The organism is Chloroflexota bacterium, assembly GCA_035652535.1.
GTDB lineage: Bacteria > Chloroflexota > UBA6077 > UBA6077 > SHYK01 > DASRDP01.
Window position 1 is genome coordinate 1 of sequence record DASRDP010000019.1, and the last position, 18,786, is coordinate 18,786.

The window sequence follows — 18,786 nt, forward strand, 5'->3', positions numbered from 1 at the left end:
GAGCCGGGCCTGGAGACGACGCGCTACTTTCATCCGACCGCGAACACCTATGCCAGCGGCGTACACGTTGGAATCGTCGAGGTCGACGTCGAGACCGGCCAGGTGGCGCTCAGGCGCTACGCGGTAGTCCACGATTGCGGCAAGGTGATCAATCCGACAGTCGTGGACGGGCAGGTGCGCGGCGGCGTGGCGCAGGGAATCGGGAACGCCCTGTACGAAGAGATGGTCTACGACGACGAAGGCCAGCCCCACACGACGAGCTACATGGACTACGTCATCCCGACGGCGATGGAGGTACCGAACATCGCCGTCGGGCACGTGGAGACCCTCTCACCGCTCAACCCGGAGGGGATCAAAGGGGCAGGCGAAGGGGGGACGATGCCGGTCCCGGCTGTCGTCGCCAACGCCGTCGAGGACGCGCTGAAGCCCCTCGACGTCAACGTCGACCGGATGTCGCTCCGACCGGATCGGCTGTTGGAGCTGATCGACGCCGCCAGAACGCTGAGGGGGTAGACCCGTTGAAGGACGAACGGCCGGCCGTCTCGTGGTTTGACGGGTTTACCACGGACGGGCTGGCGTCGTTCGTCCATCAAAGGTCGGTCCCACGGCCTGTACTTGCCCGAAATCTCTCGGCGGACCGTGCAGCTATTCGGTCGTGGCGGCGAAAGGGAGCCTGAATATGAACCGGGTGCCGTCCTCGCCCGACCGGGCGTAGATTCGGCCCCCGTGCGCCTCGACGATTTGCCGGCAAATGAACAGCCCGAGCCCGTGTCCCGCGATCCCGAGATCCAGCGCTGATTCCCCCCGTCCATATCGCTCGAAGAGTGTTTCCGCATCGCGCTCGCCGAGGCCGATGCCGTGGTCAGTCACCGTCACCTCCGCCCACTGTTCATCTCGGCGAATCTCCACGTCGATCCTTCCGCCCGTTGGCGTGTACTTGATCGCATTTCCAAGAAGATTGACGACGACGGTTTGTACCTTCAGCCGATCCGCCGTGATACGCAGCTCAGGGACCTGGGACTGGACGGAGATCGTGTGGCCGTCGGTTGTGTGCTGCATCCGGCGACTCTGCGCCTGGATCGCGGAGACCAGGTCGAACTCCTCGACGTCAAGGGCAAGGTGATGCTGAGCCTCGATCTGAAGCGACAACATCACGTTGTCCACCATCTTCTGCAGGTTCTGCAGCTCCGTAGCCACCTCTGCGCACGCGTGGCGGACATCGCCGTCGACGTGGTCGATGAGCCCATGGAGATAGGCGTTGGCGATCGTGAGCGGGCCGCGAAAGTCGTGAGAGAGCATGGACATGAGGTTTGATTTGCCCTCGTCCAGTGCCTGGAGGCGGGATACGGCCTCGCGCTCGAGGTCGAGCTGCTTGGCGAGACGGTGGGAGAGCACGCTTAGCTCGATGATGTCACCCAGTTGCGCCGCGACGGCCGAGACATAGTCGATCTCCTCCTCGGTGAACACGTGGGCCTCGACCGTCTGTACGTTCATGACACCCACGAGGCGGTCCCGCCGGACGATCGGGACCGAGAGCATCGAAACGAATCGCTCCTGATCGACGTTGGCGACCCACTTGAACCGGGGTTCGTCGCGCACGTCCGGCACCGCGAGGGGCCGTCGCTCGGCGGCGACCCAGCCAGTGACGCCCTCCCCGAGCCCCAGGCGGAGCTGCCCGATCGCCAACGGAGAAAGTCCGTTCGTCGCTGCGAGGATCAACGCCTTCTCGGCGTCATCCCAGAGATATAGCGAGCACACCTGCGTTCCCGTGGCCGATACGGTCTCCTCGATGATGGAGCGCAGCATCTCTGCATGGTCGAGCCGGGACGAGCTGATCCGGACGATCCGCTCGAGGAAGGTGAGCTCGCGAATGCGGCGTTCGAGTTCGCCGTCCGCACGATTCTGACTGTCTACCATCCGAATTTGACCGCTCAATCCTGACTTGATATCATTTCTTCTATGCCACGGATATTGCTTGTCGACGACGAGCCGCGGATCGCTCGTGCGCTGGAGTTTGCACTGCGCGATGCTGATGTCCAATTGGCGTCCCTCTCCGACGCGAGCCAGATCGATGACGTGCTTGAACAATTGCGGCCCGACGCCATCTTGCTGGACATCGGGCTGGCGTCCGATGATGGGCTTGGCCTCTGCAGTCGGCTAAAGCGGGATGTCCGATTCAGCGAAATTCCCATCGTTCTCCTCAGCGGGCAGACGAATGCAGAGACCAAGGCCGCTGGCTTCTCGGCCGGTGCCGATGACTTCATCGCAAAGCCGTTCGTTCCGACGGAGTTGATCGCGCGCGTACGCGCACAGATCGCGCGTCGGGGCCGAGCCTGAGGGTTGCGAGCTTGGCAGTGGCAAAGATACCGGTGTGGCGCCGTCCGGTGGGAGACTTCCCCAGCCTTCTTCACCTTGGGCCCCCGGTCGTGCATGTCACCGACTCGCTCTCCTCTGTCGTGTCCGCCCTCGCGGGCGATCCGCATGCCCGTGCCGTCTTCGTCGTCGACGACGATGATCGCTTGCTGGGAATCATCCCCGAGCGTCGTCTCGACACAAACCTCGTACGGCTCGTGCTCCCGCAATCGATCTGGCCCTCGATCGGCGACCTTGACGCGAGAACACTGCTCCACGCCGCAAAGGGCGCGCCCCAGACTGCCCACGACCTCATGGTCCCATGCGACGCGACCACGCCTGACGCGTTGCTCCAGGACCTGCTGGTCGGCATGATCCGCAGGGGCGACAGCGCCACCCCACTGATCGACGAGCAGGGTCGACTCCTCGGATACCTGAGTTTGTTCGAGCTGCTGGCAAATCTCCTCCGTCAGTCCGACGCCTGAACGCCGCTCGGCGCCCATTCCATGGCTGGCTCGGCCGACGAGCGCATGAGAACCAGCCTGAGTAGGAGTGGCGTCACGATTGTCGTAACGACGACGATGAGCACCGTCGCGGAGAAGAGCAGCGGCGAGATGACGCGCGCGTGCAGCGCGAGGCTGCTTGTGATGAGCGCAACCTCGCCGCGTGAGATCATCCCGACCCCGACGACTGTGCTCTGATATGCCGTGAGTCCGCAGATTCGGGCGCCAAAGCCACACCCGAGGATCTTGCTCACGATGGCGATGATACTGATCACCATGACGAGTGTGAATACCGGCCCGACCGCCTCCAGGTGAGCGTCCATCCCGGTCTTCACGAGAAATATCGGGACGAAAAAACTGTTGCCGAGAATCTTCACCCGGTCCGTCAGCTCGGGGTACCGATCCTCTCGATTGATCAGCAAGCCGGCCAGGTAGGCGCCGGTGATGGCCGCAATCCCGACCTGGGCGGCCAGGGCGGCGTAGAGGAGCGCCACCGCCATGGCCACCGCCAACGGCGCCTCGCTGCCGCGCATAGCGTGGGCCAATCCGATGAGGCGGCGCGCTACGGCGCTCCCGATGGTGGGCGCGACCGCGAAGAACGCAGCCAGGCTGGCGCCGAGAATTGGTAGCGGCATTTGCCCTCCGCCAGCGCCCGACGCGGCGGCGGCGATGGAAAAGACGACGAGTCCGATCACATCGTCGATCACCGCGGCGCCGAGAATCGTCGCTCCCTCGATCGTCTGCAGACAGTCCAACTCGAGGAGCGTTTGGGCGCTGATGCTAACGGACGTCGCCGTGAGGATCACCCCGAGAAATGCCGCCTCGGTCCCAGACAGGTGAAAGGCAAGACCGGCCGCCCAGCCCGCCACGAGGGGCATGAGGACGCCCAGCGACGCCGACGTAAAGGCGGCTCGCCCCACGGACTTGAGTTGCTGCCAATCTGTCTCCAGCCCGGCGACGAACATGAGCACCAGCACCCCGAGATTCGCGAGGAGGTCGAGCTGCTCTCCGACGCCGTTCCCGAACGGATCGACCGGCAGGAGCACGCTTGCTGAACCGAGCGCGAGGCCAGCCACCAACTGTCCGAGGACTGGTGGCTGGCCCAAGCGGCTCGAGAGATCGGCAGCGGCCTTGGCCGCGAGGAGTATGACGGCCAACTCGACAAGGAACACGAGCTATCCGGCTGCTGTCACCCGCCTACCCTCCAACCGGAACGGCGGCAGGCGCGCCCGCGGTCGCGCCGTTCGATGGCACCGGGTACACTGAGCCAACGCCCGGATAGTCCTGTGGATAGGCGAATGCGCCCATTTCGGGAATGTCCAGGCCGCTCAGCTCCACCTCCGGAGCGACCCGCATTCCGATGATGCTGTCCACGACTTTGAAGAACGCGTAGCTCAGGCCGAAGACGTAGGTGAAACAGGCGACGACACCGATGACCTGGGCCACGAACTGGCCCGGATCGCCATAGAGAAGGCCCGTGACGCTGCCAGGCACTGTGTTCCAGGAGCCGCCGTAGTTGCTGGTCCCATCGGCGAAGAGACCGAGGGAGAGGACACCCCAGGCCCCGCACACCCCGTGCACGGAGATGGCGCCTACCGGGTCGTCGACCTTCGCGACGTTATCAAAGAACCACACGGCCCAGCACACGAGCACGCCTGCGATGAGCCCAATGACGACGGAGAAAACCGGGCTGACAAACCCGCTCGGGGCCGTTATGGCCACGAGACCGGCGAGAATCCCGTTGATCATCATGCCTGCGTCAGGCTTGCCGCGCGTGATCCACATGTAGAGCATCGCAGCGAGCGACGCCGCCGCCCCCGCCAGCATGGTGTTCACCGCGATGAGGCCGATGCGCAAGGCGCCGCTCCCCGAGGCGGCAAGGGTGCTCCCCGGATTGAAGCCGAACCACCCAAACGCGAGGATGAATGTGCCCAGCGCCGCGATCACCACGTTGTGACCGGGGATCGCATTGGGAGATCCGTCTTTGTTGAATTTCCCAATTCTCGGACCGAGGACCATCGCGCCTGCGAGTCCCATCCAGCCGCCAACCGAGTGAACGACGCCTGAGCCGGCGAAGTCGGCATAGCCGTGGCCCAGGCCGAAGTTCGCACCGAGTTGCGAGAGCCATCCGCCGCCCCAGGCCCAGTTTCCAAAAATTGGGTAGGTGAGCGTCGAGCAGAAGAAGCCGAACACGCAGAATGCCGAAAACTTCCATCGCTCGGCCATAGCGCCGGTGGGGATCGTCGCCGCCGTGTCCATGAACACCATCTGGAAGAGGAACATGACCGCAACGGCCACGTCGTAGGTCCCGCCGGCCAGGAAGAACCCATTCGTACCGAACAAGCCGAACGGTTTCCCGAATAGGTTGATGGAGGCCTCACCTGCGGAGTCGAGGGCGGAGCCGCCGCCCATCGTTGCGATGCCCCCCAGACCGCCGAACATGAATGCAAAGCCACAAATGTAGAAGCCGAGCATTCCGAGCCCGTAAATCATGAAGTTCATCATCATGGTGTGGTTTGCGTTCTTGGCCCGGGTAAATCCGGCTTCGACGAGGGCGAAGCCGGCCTGCATGAACATGACAAGGAAGCCGGTTACGAGGGTCCAGACGATGTTGATGGCGACGCGGTTCTGGCCGACCATGTTCGACAGCGCGAACGCCAGTGGCTCGCGATCCTTCGCCTGGTCAATCTCGGAGATCGGATTGCCCTCCTTGTCCTTAGCGGCGGACGACAGGTCGTTTGTAGGTTTGCCGTCCTTCCCGATCCACAGGGGCGCGCCGTCCACCTGTCCGACCACGTCACCTTTGCTCCCAGTCGCCGTGCCGGCGGGGTCGCCCTTCGCGGTCGATGCCATTGAGTTTCCGCATCCGACCAGAATGAGGACCGAAAGCGGGAGTGCGAGGAACAACAGCGCGAGGTGCGCGAGCGCACGGCGTTTGACGATTTCTCTCAACATCGGTTCCCTTCTCCTTACCAAGTCTCTCAATTGCAACCCCGAGCTATCCCGCGAGCCGCGCCTGCCGCAGAACGGCGAACGCCGCAACAAAGCCAGCGATGCCACAAATGACGACGACGGCCTGGATCACCCCCGTGCCATACGCCCAGCCAGCACTCACGAGCGCCAGTCCCAGGACGAGCAAGCCCAGCCCCGACCCCTCAGATGGATTGCTTTCTTTTGCGCCATAGGTCATCGATTCCCTCCTTTGTCTGGCCCGACGCGGTCCGATGAGCCAGGGGTGTCTCTTTTCTGATTTCGGAGATGTCGGCTGAGGACCCGAATCAGCTCCTCGCGATCGCGACCGCTCACGAAGAGGCGAACGGACCCAAAGCGCGATCTGCCGCGCAGGTACACGACGTTGCCGCTGGCCTCCCATCGCTCGAAGTCCGACCACGGACGGAACACCGAGCGGCTCGGGGAGAGGCCCGCTGTGGTGATGCGATACCGGCTCGGGATCATGAGCATGCCGACCACCGCCACGAGCACGAATAGGAAAAGCTGACGGTCAATCCAGCGCTCGCCGATGGCCCCCGACCCGAGCACCAGCACAGCGAGGATGCAGAGCACATTTACCCGCTGCCCCAGGGCCCTGAAGAGCAGCGGCACGCGAATGTCGAGTAGCGGCTTTCCCGCGAGCGGCGCCTGAACGATGGGTATGGATTTCGCTGCCATGATGGCGAGCATCGCGAAGAGCAAGAGGGTCGCGGCTGCGTTGGTCATGTCCTCACTTCAGGCTTTCGCGCGAACCACGCGGCACGCGTCTGATACCCGACAGTAGTCCCCGGAGACACCAGAGGCCGGGCGGCGGCGCACCGGCCGGGCGGTCAAAGCTGGTGCGCGCGTTTTCCTCGGCTCGCCTCAGCAACAATGAGACATACTGGTACGCCTGCCAGCTCGGCGGGCGCAGCAGCGACGCGCGGAAGAGCAGACGTTGCGCGTCGGACGTCAATCCCATTCGCAGATCGATCTCGCCGAGGCGAGTGAGCGCCTCGTAATCGTTCGGGTCCGCGGCAAGCCGCGCCTCAAAATTGTCTTTCGCCAGCACCAGATCGTTCGGGGCGGGCCTCACGTTCCACCACGCCACGGGGTCTGGCGCGCGAACGGATTCGGCGCGCGAGGGGGCCGGCACTGGCTCATCTCGCGCCTGCAAGAGAACGGGCGCACTGTCGCCTAAGCGGGTCACAGCAGTGCCTGATTCGGCTGAGTCAGCGTCTGATGTAGCCATCGGCACCTCCTTGCCACGGAAAACGCGCCCAAATTTACCGTGTGATGGACGCCGATACCATGGTTAGAATGACTCAAGAACGCATGCTTGCTTTAGATCATTCATCTCAAACTACGGCTGAGCGTTCAGCAATCGATCGACGAGGCACAGCCGTAGCCTTCATGTGACAGGCGGGGGTGATGGGAATGGGGTTGAAAGCGAGGCCATTCAAGGACTTAGCTAGTTCTACCAATCGGTAGGCTCGCAATTTATTCATTATGCCGATCAATCTGCGGGCCGGTGTGTGGCATAGTGCGAACCGGCTTCCGTCCGGCTGCAATGTGGCCGGCACATCCCGCTTCGAGGCAGCTTGGTCGCGTGCGTGAGTTTGCGCTCCCCCCGAGGAGCGACCGCCCGTTCTACAGGAGCCTCGCCCGAGCGATCCGAGAGGCGATCGACGCTGGGCGTTTGCAGGCGGGCGACCATCTCCCATCGCAGCAGGAGATCGCGCGGGCCGCACGCGTGAACGTGGCGACGGTGAGTCGCGCCATCAATCTGCTCGTCCGCGAGCATGTGCTGACGAAGCACGCGACGTGGGAGCGAGCGGTCGTCGCCTCCAACCACCTGGCCGCCGACGCGCCGGATGACGGCCAGGTCGCCGGTCCGGGCCGCATCCGCCTGCGCGTGCACGTGAAATCGATCCGCCGTCGCGGCGCCACCGCCGAGGTTACCACGCAAGTCATTGGCGGACAGGAGGTCGTCGTCTCGACGACCGAGGCCTCGATCGGGTGGCTGGAGCTGCGCGATGGGCAGGCCGTCGTCGTCGACATCGCTTCCCCCAGCATCGGCCTCAGCAACCAGTAGCCTCCCGACGTGGCCCACGGGTCGTTCCCAGCCGCGCTGTCTGCTCGATGTCCCCCGAATCCGCAATCTCAGCCGCGCATCGCGCGCGCGGTGATCCTGCGCGGGCGCAAGGGTAGAATGGGTCACCTCGAGAGCAGGAAGGCGTGCATGAATGGATCGATGAAGGCGGCGCGGATCCACGGGTTCTCAGGCGCGGCGGGATCTCACGGGATCGTTCACGTCGACGAAGTCCCGATTCCCGAGGTGAGCGAGGGCGAGGTCCTGGTCCGCGTCCTCCGCGCGGGACTGAACCATGGCGATGTGCACATGCGCGAGGACGCCGTGAGCTACAGTCCGGACGTCCAAACGATCCCGGACCTGCCGATGACCATTGGCCACGACGGGATGGGCGAAGTGGTTGAGGTCGGACCGGACGTCCGAAACGTCCGCGTGGGGGATCGCGTGGTCGTCGTATGCTCGATGACCTGCGGGCACTGTAAGTATTGTCGCACCGAGCGCCAGCACCTCTGCTACTCGAAGAAGACCATGGGGTTTCTGACGAAGTTCGGCCAGTCGAGCCCGCGCCTCCAGCGGTACAAGGATGGACTCTGGGCGGAATACTGCCGTGTCCCGGCCACCAACCTGGCGCGCCTCCACCCGGAGGACGACGTCGACGAGTTCTGCAAGGTGTCCCAGATCAACGTCGGCTATCGCGCCCTCAAACGGGCGCGGCTTCACAGTGGCGAGGTTGTGCTCGTGAACGGGGCGTCCGGTATCACCGGGATCGGAACGGTGCTGGCGGCGCTGACCATGGGCGCAGCCCACGTGATCGCCGTGGCGCGCAACCCCGTGCGCCTGGAGCGCGTTCGCGCCATCGATCCTGCCCGCATCTCGACCATCGCCCTGGGCCGCGGCGAATCGATCACCGCGCGGGTGAAGGAGCTGACCGAAGGAATGGGAGCGTCGGTGCTGGCCGAGCTGGCGCCTGGCGGTATCGAGTCGACAATCGAGTGCATCAAGAGTCTCGAGCCCGGTGGACGCGTCGCCCTCATCGGCTCGAACCCGGAGGTTCTTGCTCTTCCGCTCCGCTACCTCATGATTCGCTCCATCGAGTTCACCAGCGTGACGGGGCGGTTCCTGGTGGACGTGGAAGAGCTGTTGGAGCTGACGCGGCGCGGAGTCATCGATACCCGTCCGATTACGACGCGGTACTTCACTCTCGACGGCGTCAATGACGCGCTCGACTTCATCGAGGAGCGTGGCGAGAACGACCCGTTGTGGCCGATGTACGCGGCGAATTAGGGCAACGTGCTCGGCATCTACTGGCACTCACCGAGTGCGCCAGCTCTGAGCGGCGACGTGCCACGCGCGGGCCCATCCGTTCGGGTGGGGCCGCCGTGAAGAACGCCAGAGCCCACCGGGCACAAGAGGGAGCATCCCACGGCCAGCTGCGCCGCGCTACATCGCCCCGCTCTCAACCAAGCTCCGCTGCTGCGCGGCGGTGTACCCGAGCTCCGTCAGGATCTCACCGTTGTGCTGCCCGAGGCGCGGCGCGAAACCGGGCTCCGTGCCCCACAGTAGGGCCAGCGCGCCTATCGGAAACCGCATCGCCCCCAGGTCGGGGTGCTCCACGTCGCGCAAGAAGCCGCGCGCGATGAGCTGTGGGTCGCTCACGAGGTCCAGCGGCGTGCTGACCGGCGAGGCCGGGATGTGGCGCGACTGCGCCTCCTGCACCAGCTCGTTTTTGGGGAAACGCGCCGACCACTCGGTCAGTCGATCGAGGACGAAGTCCTTCTTCTCGTTGCGCTCCGCCTCATTGAGCAGGGACGCGTCCGCCATGAGATCCGGGTCCTGTACCCATTCCATGAAGTTGGCCCACCGCTCCGCGGTGCTGGGTACACTGAGCATCCAGTAGCCATCGGCGCACGGAAAGGCGCCGGAAATCGCGGTAACGGCGCCGCGATACCCGCGCCGCTCGGTGACCCGGCCGCTCGACGTGTAGGTGATCACGGATTGCTCGGCGAGGGACATGAGGCATTCCCGGGCCGAGACGTCGACGGTCTGCCCGGTGCCGGCGAGCTGTTGGACGAGCAGCGCCGCGGACGCGGCCACAGCGACGTGCAGGCTTGTCGCCGCGTTCGCCACGTGCCCGCCCATGAGGGAGGGCCGCTGCCCCGGATGCCCGGTGAGGGCGAGCAGGCCCGAGCGCGCGTAGACGCAGGCTTCCGGCTCACCGTCGTCGACACGGACGAGCACGAGGTTCGGGTTCGCCGCGCGCAGCAGGGGCTCGTCGATGGGGAGCGGCAGGCTCGCCACGACGGCGTCCGACCGCGCGACCAGCTCCAGCGCCACGCGCTGGCCGTCGCCGGTCGAGAGGTCCGGCGTGAAGCTGCGTTTGCGCGCGTTCAAGAACGTGTGAAAGGCGCCGTTCTCGAGCGTGCAGTCACCTCCGAGGAACGGCCCCATGCGCCGAAGCGCGTCTCCCGAGCGCGGCTCGACGCGCACGACGTCGTGGCCGGTTTCGGCCAGGAGCCGGCACGCGTACGCGGCAATTGGGCTCGTGAGGTCGATAACCCGGGCCATCAGACGAGCACCTCATCTGCAGCCAGGCGTTCGATCTCCCCGTCGGCGAGTCCCAGCCAGTCGCGAAGCACAGCGTCGGTGTGCTCGCCAACGCGCGGAGCCGGCGCAATGGGCGTGATGGAGCTCGCGCCGAACGCCAGGGGTAGCGCGGTTGCGCGGATGGGGTGGCCCGGCGGGTCCTCGACCGCGGCGAACACGCGCTCGCCTTCGCCCGTCTCGAGCACCTCGTTGGCGCGGCGCATTCGCTCGGCGGGGACGCCGGCGGCACGCAGCCGCCGTTCCACCTCTTCCTTCGCCAGCTCGCTCGTCCAGCTCTCGATCGCCCGGTCGATCTCGTCGTGACGCGCCAGGCGACCGAGCACCGTCGCGAAATCGGGCTCGCGGAAACGGCCGTTCGCCTCCATCACGTCCAGAAGCGCGCGCCACTGCTCATCCGTCTGGACGCTGATGACGCACCATTCATCGCGCCCGGCGCAGCGATAGCAGCCCTGTGGCGCCACGGACGTGGATCGATTGCCGAGGCGAGTCGGCGCCTCGCCGTTCACGGCGCTCGCCAGCAGTAAGGGGCCGACGGTCGCGACGCTGCACTCGAATTGGGCGAGGTCGAGATTCATGCCGACGCCGGTCTTGGCGCGCCGCGCCAGGGCCTGGAGGATGCCAACGGTCGCATGCAGCCCGCCCATATAGTCGTTCCAGGAGTTCGAGATGGAGATGGGCTCGTCTTCTTCGGTCCCATTCACCATCATGAGCCCCGTGTACGCCTGCAGATTCGAGTTCATGCTCGTCCAATCGCGCCGCGGCCCATTGTGCCCATAGCCGGACATGCTGACGTAGATCAGGCGCGGGTTCACGGGCTGGAGATGACGGTAGCCCAGGTCCAGCCGATCCATCACCCGCGCGCTGAAGTTCTCCACGAGCACATCCGCGACCGATGCGAGCCGCGCAGCGAGCGCCTTCCCGCCGTCGGACTTGAGGTTGATGGTGATCGATCGCTTGTTGCGATTGGTGTTGAGGAAGGAGGTGGAACGATCGCGGCGGCCCGTGTACTCGGGCGGCAGACGTACGGCGCCGGTTGCGTCCGGCCTGCTGTGGGACTCCACTTTGGCCACATCGGCGCCGAGGTCGGCCAGGATGCGCGTGCAGTATGGCCCGGCCAGGATGTGGCTGAAGTCCAGCACGCGAACGCCTGCCAGCGGACCGCCTCCTTGCGGCGCGCTCGATGGGGAAGGGGCAAGGCTCGTCATCGTCTCCACCTCCGGTCGGGACGGCGGCGGCGAAGCGCCGCCATTGGCACGTGGCTCGAAGCTGTCGAGTGGGAAAGATACTCCATCTCGCGCGCCGATGATGGCGCTACACTTGCATGAGGCTTCAAATCAGGGGTGGGAGCATGATCACCATCGACGCCGACGCGCACGTGCTCGAGACGGAGCACACCTGGGACTTCCTCGACCCCGAGGACCGCAAGTATCGCCCGCAGCTCGTCGCGCCGCGCGGGGAGACGCGCGGCGAGCGATGGCTCATCGACGGGAAGCTCCGGGGTTTTCGGCCGCTGACCCTCACCGAGCAGGAGCTGGCGCGGCAGACGGAGCGCACCGGGCGCGACGTGGTCACCAATCAGGCGGCGCGTCAGATGGACGACGTCGACCTGCGGCTGAAGGACATGGATCGGCTGGGGATCGACATCCAAGTCCTCCACAACACCATCGGTATCGAGCAGATGGGCGACCGACCCGAGGTCGACGTCGCTTTGTGCCGGTCGTGGAATCGCTGGCTGGCGGACATTTGGCGGCAGGGCAAGGGCCGCCTCCGCTGGTCGATGCTCCCGCCCATCCTCAGCATTCCGGATGCGCTGGAGGAGATGCGCATCGCCAAGGCGCACGGAGCGGTCGCGGTCTGCATGCGGCCGGTCGAGGGCAATCGCCTCCTGGTTGACCCGTACTTCTACCCCATCTATCAGGAGGCCGAGCGGCTCGACATGCCCATCGCTGTGCACATCGCGAACGGCAACCCCGGAATCCTCGATCTGTTCCGCTCACCCTATCAGCAGGGCGGCGGCTTCTCCGCCTTTCGCATCCCCACGGTGATGGCGTGCCAGCAGGTGCTGACGAGCGAGCTGCCCAACCAGTTCCCTCGCTTGCGATGGGGATTCATCGAGGCGAGCGCGCAGTGGGTGCCCTGGGTCGTGGCGGACACGAAGGAGCGGTTCGCGGTCGCCGGCAAGCCCATTCCCGACAATCCCCTCGCCGAGAGCCGCGTGTACGTCACGTGTCAGACGAACGACGATCTGCCGTTCGTGCTGAAGCACGCGGGCGAGCACAACATTGTGATCGGGACCGACTACGGCCACTTCGACGCGTCGTCGGAGCTGGACGCGATCTCGATACTCAAGCGCAGCGCCGACATTTCGCCCGAGTCCATCAGGAACATCGTCGAGGCGAACCCGAAGGCGCTCTACGGGATCTAAGCGATCGGACGGCGCCTCGTCGCGCGTCAGCAGCCGGGTGGCGGGGGATAGATCATGATGCACACCCGATCGGGCGGATTGCCGCCCGGGTAGTAGGGATAGCCCGGGTAAAACGGCGGGTAATACGGCGATCCGATGTACGGCGGATAGGCCCCGTACATCCCGCCGGGATAGCCGCCTGGACCCATTGGGCCATAGGGTCCCATGCCATACATACCCCCATACCCTCCGCCGTACCCGCCGCCGTAGCCGGGCCCATAGGTCCCGTAGCGGGTCGGCGTCGGAGTCGCGGATGCCCCGTGCGCGGTCACGGCCACGGTCTTGTAGCCCCAACCGCTGACCGTCGAGTGGGCATAGACGTAGAGGGTATGTTGCCCCTCGCTGAGACCGGTCGGCGTCCAGAGATAATTGAAGCCCGAGCCCGAATACCCTGGGTTGCCGAGGGCCGTGGCCACGTCTGGCCGCGACCAGCCGTATTGGGCTGTGCCCAGAAGCGTGCCCGCAGCCTCCATCCGATTGTCGAGGTAGACTCGGACCATATCGACCCCGGTCCCGGTGCCCGCCGTGTCCACCGCCCAGCCGCCGACGTCGATCTGGGTTCCATTGGTGACCGTGGCGCCTTCGGTCGGACTATCGATGGAGATGAGGATCGTGGATGCGGCGGTAGGCTGCCCCAGCGCCGGCGCGGTGGGGAGCGCGACGATGAGCGACGCGGCGACGACGGCAAGCCAGCGAGCCGGCAGGCGATGGAGCTTCATGCGGCGACCCTCCAATGGTGCGTTGGTCCTTCTTCCAGTATTGCAGGGAGGGCAACAGGATGGTCAAGTCGTTCGCCTTGCTGAACGGCCAACCGTGACCCACCCGCCCATCCAGGAGTCGCCCGTTCCCATTCCAGAGGATCCGGGATCCGCAGTCGATGCGCGGACCGCCTAACTGGCTTTTCGGCGAGGGCGCGCTTTCGTCTCGGTTTTCCTCGCGGCCTCGACGCTCTTGCGCAGCGCTTCCATCAGGTCGGTGACCTTGCCCTCGGCCGGCGCGGCCTCCACCACCACTTTGCGGCCCTGCTGCTTGGCCTCGATCAGCTCCAGCAGCGCCGTCCGGTACTCGTCGTGGTACGTGTCGGGCTCGAAGTTCTTCCGCAGCAAATCGATGAGGGACGATGCCATGTCGAGCTCTCCCTCGGACACGCTCGCCTCTGCAACCTTGGGACGCTCCCGGATCTCGTCCGCATAGTAGAGGGTCTCCAGCTCGACGGCGCCGCCGCTCGGCCGCAGCGCGCACAAGTGCTCGCGGTGGCGGAGCGCGACTTTGCCGAGGGCGACGAGCTGCTTCCGCTCCAGGGCCTCGAGGAAGAGGCGGTACGGCTTCACGCCGATCTCCTGGGGCTCCAGATAATAGGCGCGCTCGAAATACACAGGCGCGATCTCGCTCGCCTCGACGAAGGCCGAGATCTCGATGGTGTGCTTGCTGGGAAGTGGGAGCTTTTCGAAGTCCTGATCGTCCAGGACGACGTACTGCCCTTTCGCGAATTCGTACCCGCGGACGATTTCGTCGTTCGGGACTTCGCGCTCGTCCACCGGGCACCACCGCACGAAGCGCAGCCGCGCGTGGTCCTCTTTGTGCAGGAGGTGGAAGGAAATGTCTTTCGTCTGCGTCGCTGGATACAGAGAGACAGGGATCGTCACCATCCCGAAGCTGATGGCGCCCCGCCAGATCGCTCGCGCGGCCATGGCTCAATGACTCCTTGATCAATCCTACCGAGGATTGATTGACCGGATGTCACAGTGCCACCGGGTCATGTCGAAGCGGCGCGGAAGGGGCCGCGCGCGGTATGTATGAAGGAGTGAAAGTCTCTTTCGTCACCGCGGGTGTGAGATGACCCTGGAACAGTATCGGCAACGACGCGATTTCTCGGCGACGCCCGAGCCCAAGCCCCGCCGCCGGTCGAAGAACGGCGCGCCGCTGCGCTTCGTCGTCCAGAAGCACCGCGCACGGCGCTTGCATTACGACGTTCGCTTCGAGCTGGACGGCGTGCTGAAGTCGTGGGCCGTGCCGCGCGGACCCTCCCTGAACCCGGCGGACAAGCGGCTCGCGGTCATGGTCGAGGACCACCCCATCGACTACGGGGTATTCGAAGGCGTCATCCCCGCCGGGGAGTATGGAGCCGGAGAGGTCATCGTCTGGGACGAGGGAACCTACGCGCCGGAGGACGAGAACGACCAGCCCATCGACCAGCGCGCCGCTGCCGAGCAGCGCATGCGTGAGGGCCTCGCATCCGGGCGCGTGTCGATCATCCTCCGCGGCCACCGGCTCCGAGGCGGGTGGGCGCTGGTGAAGACGCGGCGCAAAGCGGACGAGTGGCTTCTCGTCAAGCGTCGCGACGCGTTCGCCTCGGCCGACGCGGACGCGCTGGCCGCGGAGTCCTCGGTCGTGAGCGGGCAGACCATTGCTGACCTCTCCGGGAAGTCGGACGCGCCAGCTCAGGAGAGCGAGAGGGGCCGTCGACGCGCCGAGCGTTCGACCCACGCCCAGAGGGCTCGACTGTCGAGAGGCGCGTCTGGTGTGGCGGACAAGGCATCGTTGGAGCGCGGCTCGGGGACCGATCGGACCACGCGACGGACCCGAGGCGGACCCGTCCGAGCGGAGCTGCTGCCGGGCGCGGTGCAAGCGCCTTTCCCGAAATCGATCGCACCCATGCTCCCGACCCTCACGCCAGAGCCCTTCAGCCATCCGGATTGGATCTTCGAGCCCAAGCTCGACGGCGTTCGAGCGATCGGCTTCATGGCAGAAGGGAGCGTACGGCTCGTGTCCCGGCGTGGGCTGGACGTCGCGCGACAATATCCCGAAATCGCAGCCGACCTTGCGCGCCGGGGACTGCGCGAGGCGGCGCTCGACGGCGAGATCGTGGCGCTCGATGAGCATGGGCGCCCCTCGTTTCACCGCCTCCAGCAGCGCATGAATCTGACGAGCGAGCGGGAGATTCGGCGCGCGGAGGCCACCATCCCGCTGGTGTACTACGTGTTCGATCTCCTGTACCTCGACGGATTCGATCTGCGCGCGACGCCGATCGAGGACCGAAAACAGACGCTCGCCGCTCTCCTTCAGCCCAGCGAGCGGGTGCGAACCCTCGACAGCTTCCCCGAGATCGGCGAGATCGCCTACCGGGCCGCCCTGGACCACGGTTTCGAGGGCATCGTCGCGAAGAAACGCGGCAGTACGTATCAGACGGGTAAGCGGTCGCGACTGTGGCTCAAGGTCAAGGGCACGCGAACCGATGATTTCGTGGTGGGTGGGTACAGTCAGGGTCTGGGCTCGCGAGCGGACACGCTCGGCGCGCTCCTCGTGGGAAGCGTCGATGACGAGGGCCGTCTCCGGTACGCGGGACACGTGGGCACGGGTCTCGATGAGCGGCTCTTGCGATCGCTGCGCGCGCGGCTCGATGCGCTGCGTACCGACGAGTGTCCCTTTGCCGAACGCCCGCCCATCAAATCGAAGACGACGTGGGTGCGGCCGGAGACCGTGGTGGAGGTGAAGTTCGCGGAATGGACGCCCGACGGGCGCCTCCGCGCCCCGGTCCTCGTCCGGGTGAGGGATGACAAGGCGCCCACTGAAGCGCAGAGATCCGAGGTTGTGCCGGCGCCCGAATCCGTGTCGCCAGTCCGCCCCGACCATCAGCCAGGCGCCATCGACGAGGTGCTCCAGCAGTTGGAGCGCGATCGCGACGCGATGACGCTCCACGTGGAGGACGACGACGTGCCGGTCTCGAACCTCGACAAGGTTCTGTGGCCCGAATCGAGCGGGAGGCCGGTCACCAAGCGCGAGCTCCTTCGCTACTACGCGCGCGTGGCGCGGCATCTGCTCCCGCACCTTCGCGACCGTCCTCTGACGACGATCCGCCTGCCGGAGGGGATCGACGGCCCTCGCTTCTTTCAAAAGCACGCGGGCCACGCGCCGTCGTTCGTCGAGTCCGTTCGCCTCTACTCGAAGCATGCCGGCGGCTCGCAGAAGTACATCCTGTGCAACAACCTCGCAACGCTCATCTGGCTCGGCCAGATCGCCAGCATGGAGCTACACCCCTCGTACGCGCGCGTGCGGCCGGAGCCCGACGCCGGAAACCTGGGCGAGGGGTCCGCCGCTCCGTCCGCCGACACGCTGTTCGACTACCCGGACTTCCTCGTGTTCGACCTGGACCCGTACATCTATTCCGGCCTCGAGCCACCAGGAGCGGAGCCCGAATTGAACCCTTCGGGGTTCAGCAGGACGTGTGAGGTCGCGTTGTGGCTGAAGGAGACCCTCGACGCGCTGAAACTCCCGTCGTTCGTCAAGACGAGCGGTCGAACGGGCCTCCACATCTTCGTGCCGGTCCTTCGTCAGCTCCCTTACGGTGCAATCCACGCCGCGGCCGAGATGACCGCCCGCTATTTGGAGCGCATGCACCCGGACGCCATCACCACGGCGTGGGCCGTGGCGAAGCGAACCGGGAAGGTGTTCGTCGACTTCAACCAGAACGCGCGGGCAAAGACCGTATCGGCGATCTTCTCGCCTCGCGCAGCGCCCGGCGCGAGCGTCTCCACGCCGCTCGACTGGAGCGAGCTGGGCCGAATCTACCCGACGGACTTCACCATCGCGACAACGCCGGAACGCCTCCGGGCGCGGGGAGACCCGTGGGAAGGGATTCTCGACGCGAAGGTGGACCTGGGGGCCACGCTGGCGGTCGCCTAACCCGGTCTCACGGGTGGGCGACGTTGTAGAAGTTGAACGGCGCGTTGATGCGCATCTCTGACTCCGGAATGTGGGAGTCCGGCGCGGTCCACCGAATGCCTCGCACCTCCAGCACGTAATGCCCGGTTGGGAGAGCGGGGGAGTCTTCGAGAAGCTCGTCCGCGGCAAGCCCTTCATCCGAGCGGGCGCTGCAACTTCGGTCGACCGGCTGAGACTCCAGCCGCGCCACCACGGGACCGGACACGCTTCCCGACTGCGTGGGCCCCAGGACCGCGATGTGGAGGAGGGTCCCTGGCTTGAAGCCGTGGGCGCGCCAGTCGATGACGCCGTCGCTCCTGAGGAAGGGCGGGTCGAGGGTCAGCGAGGGTGTGCTGCACGTCGCGGGGATGGCGGTGACCAGCGGCGTCCGCGTGGGGATGGCCGCCGGCGCCGGAGTCCGAGCCGCGGCTGGTATCGCGCTGACTGTCTGGGACGACGGTGAAGGAGCGAGGCCCTCAGGGCCGACCGGGAGCGTGGGCGTGCTCGCCGCGGGAGCCATCGGCTGGATCAAGGCACGGAGGGCGCGCGTTTCCCCGAGGATCGCCTCCGAATCTCGCGCGCTTCCCTGCAGCGCGGACGCGACGCGATCCATTTGTTGCTCGATGGCGCGATACGTGTCGCGCGATGCGGCTCTGAATCCGTCTTCCACCTCGAACCAGATGTCCTCGAAACGACGCCATGCGGTCTGTGCAGCGGTCCAATCCCCCTGGCCCACGGCCGCGTCGACCGAATCGAGGGCCTGCAGCAGGCGAGCCGCGCTATCCGCAGGGTCAGAGTTCGTGCGCACGCCCGGTTGGGCGGCCGATTCAGGATCAGTCGGCTGCCCCTGAGCCTGGGCGGCGGCCGTGAGCGCCAGAAGCGCGAGGGGAACGAACAACGCGCGCAGGATTGGCATACTCCACCTTCTTCCAGTTGCCGTGGGGGCCGGCCGAGCGGCACCGGTATTCGCAACGGCTAAGCGCTCATATTAGTATGTACGTACTAATATTGTCAATGGCCGCGTGTGCGGGGACCGACAGATCCTATACACCCCGGGCGGGAGCGCTATGCACGGTACGTCGCGGCGCTGTATGAATCGG

At 65.8% G+C, this 18,786-nt stretch carries 18 protein-coding genes; 7 read left to right on the top strand and 11 right to left on the bottom strand.

Annotated elements, in window-relative coordinates; translation table 11 throughout:
• On the top strand, nucleotides 1–513 hold a 513-nt coding region (locus VFC51_02950), incomplete at its 5' end, for a molybdopterin cofactor-binding domain-containing protein (protein HZT05960.1).
• A 132-nt stretch (nucleotides 514–645) separates the two neighbouring features.
• Here VFC51_02950 and VFC51_02955 read toward each other — a convergent pair.
• Nucleotides 646–1,917, bottom strand: coding sequence for an ATP-binding protein (locus tag VFC51_02955; protein HZT05961.1), 1,272 nt, complete (start codon nucleotides 1,915–1,917; stop codon nucleotides 646–648).
• Between the two features lie 42 nt (nucleotides 1,918–1,959).
• Between VFC51_02955 and VFC51_02960 the strand changes: the two genes are divergently transcribed.
• Nucleotides 1,960–2,337 carry a response regulator gene (locus VFC51_02960; GenBank protein HZT05962.1) on the top strand — a complete coding sequence of 126 codons (378 nt, stop codon included), beginning with the start codon at nucleotides 1,960–1,962 and terminating at the stop codon, nucleotides 2,335–2,337.
• A 17-nt stretch (nucleotides 2,338–2,354) separates the two neighbouring features.
• Entirely contained in the window at nucleotides 2,355–2,837 is a 483-nt protein-coding gene (locus VFC51_02965) for a CBS domain-containing protein (protein HZT05963.1), read from the top strand.
• On the opposite strand, the gene VFC51_02970 is transcribed toward VFC51_02965, so the two are convergent.
• The 5 genes from VFC51_02970 to VFC51_02990 are packed head-to-tail and all read right to left on the bottom strand — an operon-like array spanning nucleotide 2,822 to nucleotide 6,897.
• Nucleotides 2,822–4,027: a cation:proton antiporter gene (locus tag VFC51_02970; protein ID HZT05964.1), complete on the bottom strand. Its 1,206-nt coding sequence runs from the start codon at nucleotides 4,025–4,027 to the stop codon at nucleotides 2,822–2,824. The genes VFC51_02965 and VFC51_02970 overlap by 16 nt on opposite strands.
• A gap of 25 nt (nucleotides 4,028–4,052) precedes the next feature.
• A complete protein-coding gene (locus VFC51_02975; protein HZT05965.1) occupies nucleotides 4,053–5,810 on the bottom strand; it encodes an ammonium transporter in 1,758 nt (585 codons plus the stop codon).
• 43 nt (nucleotides 5,811–5,853) lie between these two features.
• On the bottom strand, nucleotides 5,854–6,045 hold the full coding sequence (locus VFC51_02980) for a hypothetical protein (GenBank protein HZT05966.1): 192 nt from the start codon (nucleotides 6,043–6,045) through the stop codon (nucleotides 5,854–5,856).
• Nucleotides 6,042–6,572: a hypothetical protein gene (locus VFC51_02985; GenBank protein ID HZT05967.1), complete on the bottom strand. Its 531-nt coding sequence runs from the start codon at nucleotides 6,570–6,572 to the stop codon at nucleotides 6,042–6,044. Before VFC51_02985 ends, VFC51_02980 begins: the two co-directional genes overlap by 4 nt.
• Before the next feature lie 4 nt (nucleotides 6,573–6,576).
• On the bottom strand, nucleotides 6,577–6,897 hold the full coding sequence (locus VFC51_02990; GenBank protein ID HZT05968.1) for a tetratricopeptide repeat protein: 321 nt from the start codon (nucleotides 6,895–6,897) through the stop codon (nucleotides 6,577–6,579).
• Nucleotides 6,898–7,434: 537 nt separating this feature from the next.
• Here VFC51_02990 and VFC51_02995 point away from each other — a divergent pair.
• Complete coding sequence (locus tag VFC51_02995) at nucleotides 7,435–7,920, top strand: GntR family transcriptional regulator (protein ID HZT05969.1); 486 nt, start codon at nucleotides 7,435–7,437, stop codon at nucleotides 7,918–7,920.
• 147 nt (nucleotides 7,921–8,067) lie between these two features.
• On the top strand, nucleotides 8,068–9,201 hold the full coding sequence (locus VFC51_03000) for an alcohol dehydrogenase catalytic domain-containing protein (GenBank protein HZT05970.1): 1,134 nt from the start codon (nucleotides 8,068–8,070) through the stop codon (nucleotides 9,199–9,201).
• 156 nt (nucleotides 9,202–9,357) lie between these two features.
• On the opposite strand, the gene VFC51_03005 is transcribed toward VFC51_03000, so the two are convergent.
• Entirely contained in the window at nucleotides 9,358–10,482 is a 1,125-nt protein-coding gene (locus tag VFC51_03005; protein HZT05971.1) for a CoA transferase, read from the bottom strand.
• Complete coding sequence (locus VFC51_03010) at nucleotides 10,482–11,726, bottom strand: CoA transferase (GenBank protein HZT05972.1); 1,245 nt, start codon at nucleotides 11,724–11,726, stop codon at nucleotides 10,482–10,484. The genes VFC51_03005 and VFC51_03010 overlap by 1 nt, the downstream gene beginning before the upstream one ends.
• A 143-nt stretch (nucleotides 11,727–11,869) precedes the next feature.
• Between VFC51_03010 and VFC51_03015 the strand changes: the two genes are divergently transcribed.
• Nucleotides 11,870–12,946 (top strand): amidohydrolase family protein, encoded by a 1,077-nt coding sequence (locus VFC51_03015; protein HZT05973.1) that lies wholly within the window; start codon nucleotides 11,870–11,872, stop codon nucleotides 12,944–12,946.
• A 26-nt stretch (nucleotides 12,947–12,972) separates the two neighbouring features.
• On the opposite strand, the gene VFC51_03020 is transcribed toward VFC51_03015, so the two are convergent.
• Together VFC51_03020 and VFC51_03025 are read right to left on the bottom strand one after the other, a co-directional pair.
• Nucleotides 12,973–13,704 (bottom strand): Ig-like domain-containing protein, encoded by a 732-nt coding sequence (locus VFC51_03020; protein ID HZT05974.1) that lies wholly within the window; start codon nucleotides 13,702–13,704, stop codon nucleotides 12,973–12,975.
• A gap of 171 nt (nucleotides 13,705–13,875) precedes the next feature.
• Nucleotides 13,876–14,676 carry a Ku protein gene (locus VFC51_03025; GenBank protein HZT05975.1) on the bottom strand — a complete coding sequence of 267 codons (801 nt, stop codon included), beginning with the start codon at nucleotides 14,674–14,676 and terminating at the stop codon, nucleotides 13,876–13,878.
• A 145-nt stretch (nucleotides 14,677–14,821) separates the two neighbouring features.
• Here VFC51_03025 and ligD point away from each other — a divergent pair, with 145 nt between their 5' ends.
• Nucleotides 14,822–17,668 (top strand): DNA ligase D, encoded by a 2,847-nt coding sequence (gene ligD / locus VFC51_03030; GenBank protein ID HZT05976.1) that lies wholly within the window; start codon nucleotides 14,822–14,824, stop codon nucleotides 17,666–17,668.
• Nucleotides 17,669–17,675: 7 nt separating this feature from the next.
• Here the strand turns inward: ligD and VFC51_03035 are convergent, their stop codons facing one another.
• Nucleotides 17,676–18,602: a hypothetical protein gene (locus VFC51_03035; GenBank protein HZT05977.1), complete on the bottom strand. Its 927-nt coding sequence runs from the start codon at nucleotides 18,600–18,602 to the stop codon at nucleotides 17,676–17,678.
• Between the last annotated feature and the right edge of the window lie 184 nt (nucleotides 18,603–18,786).